Origin of the sequence: Cupriavidus sp. SK-4, from assembly GCF_000611125.1 — a bacterium.
Lineage (GTDB): Bacteria > Pseudomonadota > Gammaproteobacteria > Burkholderiales > Burkholderiaceae > Cupriavidus > Cupriavidus necator.
Map to the genome: position 1 here is coordinate 1 of NZ_JFJW01000132.1, position 3,827 is coordinate 3,827.

Here is a 3,827-nt window from a genome sequence, read left to right on the forward strand (position 1 = left end):
GCGCGGCCTGGCCGCGCCCGCCTGTTCCTGCGTGCCGCGCCTGAGCGTGCGGCGCGCGTCTGCGGCCCGTCCGCATCCTGGCTGTACCGCCCTACACACCACTGCTCCACACACATGAAACGCGTATTGCTTTTCCTGGCGACCAACCTCGCCGTCATGCTTGTCCTCAGCATCACCGCCAGCGTGCTGGGGGTGAACCGCTTCCTGACCGCCAACGGCCTGAACCTGGGCACGCTGCTGGCGTTCGCCGCCCTGATGGGCTTCGGTGGCGCCTTTATCTCGCTGCTGATGTCCAAGACCATCGCCAAGTGGTCGACCGGCGCGCAGGTCATCACCCATCCCAGCACCAGCACCGAGCTGTGGCTCGTGCAGACCGTCGAAAAGCTGGCGCAGCGCGCCGGCCTGCCGATGCCGGAAGTCGCCATCTACGATGGCGAACCCAATGCCTTCGCCACCGGCGCGACCAAGAACAGCTCGCTGGTAGCGGTGTCCACCGGCCTGCTGCAATCGATGTCCCATGAAGAAGTGGAAGCCGTGCTGGCGCACGAGGTCGCACACGTGGCCAACGGCGACATGGTCACGCTGACGCTGATCCAGGGCGTGGTCAACACCTTCGTGATCTTCCTGGCGCGCGTGGTCGGCTACTTCGTCGATTCGATGCTGCGCAAGAACGATGAGGAATCGAGCGGCCCGGGCATCGGCTACATGGTCACGGTGATCGTCTGCGAGATCGTGTTCGGCATCCTGGCCAGCATCATCGTGGCGTGGTTCTCGCGCCGCCGCGAGTTCCGTGCCGATGCGGGCGCGGCCGGCATGATGGGCACGCCCACGCCGATGGTGGCGGCGCTGCGCCGCCTGGGCGGCCTGGAGCCGGATGGCCTGCCGCAGAACATGCAGGCGATGGGCATCGCCGGCGGCAAGTCGTGGATGGCGCTGTTCTCCAGCCACCCGCCGATCGAGCAGCGCANCGCCGATCGAGCAGCGCATTGCCGCGCTGCAATCGGCGCGCTGATACCAGACGCTATTCGAACACCCGGCCGCGCAGCGACTTGACCTGGCCGCGCTGGCTCTTGCTGTCGAGCCGGCGCCGGCGCGAGGCCAGCGTCGGCCGCGTGGGCCGGCGCACGCGCGGCGGCGTGGCCACGCTGCGCACCAGTTCGTACAGCCGCCGCACCGCTTCGTCGCGGTTCTGGTCGAGGCTGCGGAACTGCTGCGCCTTGATCACCACCACGCCGTCGCGCGTGATGCGGTGGTCGTGCAGCGCCAGCAGGCGCTCCTTGTGGTCGGGCGCCAGCGAGGAGGCATGCACGTCGTAGCGCAGATGCACGGCATTGGACACCTTGTTGATGTTCTGGCCGCCAGCACCCTGTGCCCGGATCGCCGTGATCAGGTATTCGTGATGGGGGATGACTAGGTCGTCGGTCATGGTGGGATCATAGCAAGCGCTGGTGGCACTACCGCCACGCATAGCCGATGCCGACCCCGTAAGTGGAGACCACCGGATCGTCCACGTTGTTGCGGCCCAGGCGCAACCCCACTGCCGGTCCCCACTGGAAACCTGTAAGCCCGCCAAAGTTGAACTGCGCATACGGGCCGTACCATTCCAGCAGCCGGCCGCCCGGCGTGACATAACGCAGGCCCGGCACCACGCCGATCATGCGGTCCTTGCCGCCGGCAAACTCGGTGGTGGAGCCGATGCCAAGCCCGGCCATATTGGGGAGCGAACCCGGCAGGCTCAGCGGCGCAGCGGACACAGAGGTTGCTGCGCCAGCAAGCGACAGTGCCGCCAGCACGCCGCCCAGCTTGCGCAGGGGCGTTGTCGAAATTGCCATGGTGGTTTCCGGGAGCGCGGCACACGGCCCGCCGCGTGAGATTGCGTGGTTCGAGTGAATCTATCAGCACTGGCGCGCGGCACGGCGAGCTGCGTGCTGAAAGTTTTCAGCGCGCGATTTAAGCCGCGCCCGCTGCGAAGCCACGCAGACCGCCGAGCGCCTGCGCAAGATCCTGGGCCAGACCGAGTGCGAGCCGGCCACGGATGCGACCGGGAAAGGCAATATCCAGTTCACGGTATCGATCGGCATGTCGCCTACACCTGCTGCCTCATACCAACACGCGGAAAAAGTATGCGAAAAGCGGGTCGCATCAAATCGTGGCATGCCGAGAAGGGCTTCGGCTTCATCAACGTCCGCGCGGACACGAAAGATGTCTTCTTCCACATCACGGCATTGCAAACGCGCGCCGTCACGCCCAAGCCCGGCGACCGAGTCAGCTTTGAACTCTCCAGGGGGAAGGATGGGCGGATACAGGCGCTTGACGTTGCCATCGCCGGCGCGCCCAGGCACGCCGAAGAGGCAAGCTGGCTGCCAGCGCTGGTCGGCCTCGCGGCCCTGGTGGTCATCACCGCCTGCGCGCTCGGTGGCTATCTGCCCCGGCAGGTCGGCATCGCCAGCCTCCTCGCCAGCACCATCGCGTTCCTGGCCTACGCGGAGGACAAGGCGCGCGCCCGCCGCGACGCATGGCGCATCCCTGAAGCCCATCTGCACCTGCTCGCGCTCTGCGGCGGCTGGCCAGGCGCGCTGGCCGCCCAACATATGCTTCGGCACAAGAACCGCAAGGCGGCCTTCCAGGCAATTTTCTGGGGAACCGTCGGGCTGCACATCGGCGCGATGGTGCTATGGAAGACCACCCTGGCTGCATGACGGTATCGGGCTTCGGCCCGGCACGCGTGTCCGCGACCAGCATCATCGCGCTACATATCGGGAAGAAATTTGGCGCGCCCGGCTGGGATCGAACCAGCAACCCCTGCCTTCGGAGGGCAGTACTCTATCCATTGAGCTACGGGCGCACAGGACGGTTTTGCAACCGGTTTGTGGGTACAGCGGTTGCGGCGGGCGAGTGCCGCCGCAGGAAAGTCGCATAGGATACCGCTTTTGCCCCGTGCCGTCCATGCGGGCCCGCCAGGGGCTTCAGGGAACGTCTCGCAACCGCCGCTTTTTGGCACTGGCAGGGGGCCTTTGGCGCTATAATCGCCAGCTATTTGCGTCAAATCGTGCCCGCCACTCCGCCGATGCAATGAGTCGACCGGGGTCAAGGCCGCGCGGCTTGTTGTCGGCGACAATCAGGCCCGGTCCGGGAGACAGTCCGCAGCGCGCAAATAGCAACAGACCCAAGTCAGGCAAGGGCCGCAGCCAGCACGGGCGGTCCGGATGGGGCCGGACAGCGGTCAGCGAGTGACCAAGACCGGGCCAGAATAAGCAAGCCGAGCGTAAGCGGCCAGAAGGTTTCCTGCAAAACTGAGAGTTCTGTATGAGCGACGTCCACAACGAACACGACGAACACGAGTCTCCCATCAAAACCCCGAAGCAGCTGATCGCAGTTGTGGTCGCGGCTTTCCTGGTGCCGATCATCGTGATCATTCTGCTGGTCAACTTTGTCGGACACGGCTCGACTGAAAGCGCCGGGGCCGCCACCACGGCGGAAGCCGTCAACGACCGCATCAAGCCGGTCGCCTCGCTCGAAATCAAGGATCCCAACGCGCCGCGCGTCTTCAAGACGGGCGAGCAGGTCTACAAGGAAATCTGCGCCGCGTGCCACGCCACCGGCGCAGCGGGCGCACCCAAGTACGCCAACGCCGGCGACTGGACCGCGCGCATCGGCCAGGGTTTTGACGGCCTGATGAAGTCGGTGATAAACGGCAAGGGCGCGATGGCCGCGCGCGCCGGCACCACGCCGGACGACTACGCCGACTACGAACTGGCCCGCGCCGTGGTCTACATGGCCGACGCCGGCGGCGCCAAGTTCCCGGAACCGGCTGCCCCGGCTGCCGC

The 3,827-nt window shown here is 66.3% G+C and carries 5 protein-coding genes and 1 tRNA gene; 3 read left to right on the plus strand and 3 right to left on the minus strand.

Features of this window, described 5'->3' with window-relative positions; all coding sequences use genetic code 11:
• The first annotated feature begins 114 nt into the window (after positions 1 to 114).
• Entirely contained in the window at positions 115 to 1,053 is a 939-nt protein-coding gene (gene htpX / locus CF68_RS26885) for a protease HtpX (RefSeq protein WP_235205892.1), read from the plus strand.
• On the opposite strand, the gene arfB is transcribed toward htpX, so the two are convergent.
• Together arfB and CF68_RS37795 are read right to left on the minus strand one after the other, a co-directional pair.
• Positions 1,022 to 1,426: an alternative ribosome rescue aminoacyl-tRNA hydrolase ArfB gene (arfB, locus tag CF68_RS26890; protein ID WP_035824871.1), complete on the minus strand. Its 405-nt coding sequence runs from the start codon at positions 1,424 to 1,426 to the stop codon at positions 1,022 to 1,024. The two genes, htpX and arfB, sit on opposite strands and share 32 nt — an antisense overlap.
• Before the next feature lie 28 nt (positions 1,427 to 1,454).
• Positions 1,455 to 1,832 carry a hypothetical protein gene (locus CF68_RS37795; RefSeq protein WP_235205891.1) on the minus strand — a complete coding sequence of 126 codons (378 nt, stop codon included), beginning with the start codon at positions 1,830 to 1,832 and terminating at the stop codon, positions 1,455 to 1,457.
• Positions 1,833 to 2,123: 291 nt separating this feature from the next.
• Between CF68_RS37795 and CF68_RS26900 the strand changes: the two genes are divergently transcribed.
• Positions 2,124 to 2,699 (plus strand): cold shock and DUF1294 domain-containing protein, encoded by a 576-nt coding sequence (locus CF68_RS26900; RefSeq protein WP_035824874.1) that lies wholly within the window; start codon positions 2,124 to 2,126, stop codon positions 2,697 to 2,699.
• 70 nt (positions 2,700 to 2,769) lie between these two features.
• Here CF68_RS26900 and CF68_RS26905 read toward each other — a convergent pair.
• Positions 2,770 to 2,845 (minus strand) — tRNA-Arg (locus tag CF68_RS26905).
• 461 nt (positions 2,846 to 3,306) lie between these two features.
• Between CF68_RS26905 and CF68_RS26910 the strand changes: the two genes are divergently transcribed.
• Positions 3,307 to 3,827: cytochrome c5 family protein (locus CF68_RS26910; RefSeq protein WP_035824876.1), on the plus strand; the 521-nt coding region annotated here is incomplete at its 3' end.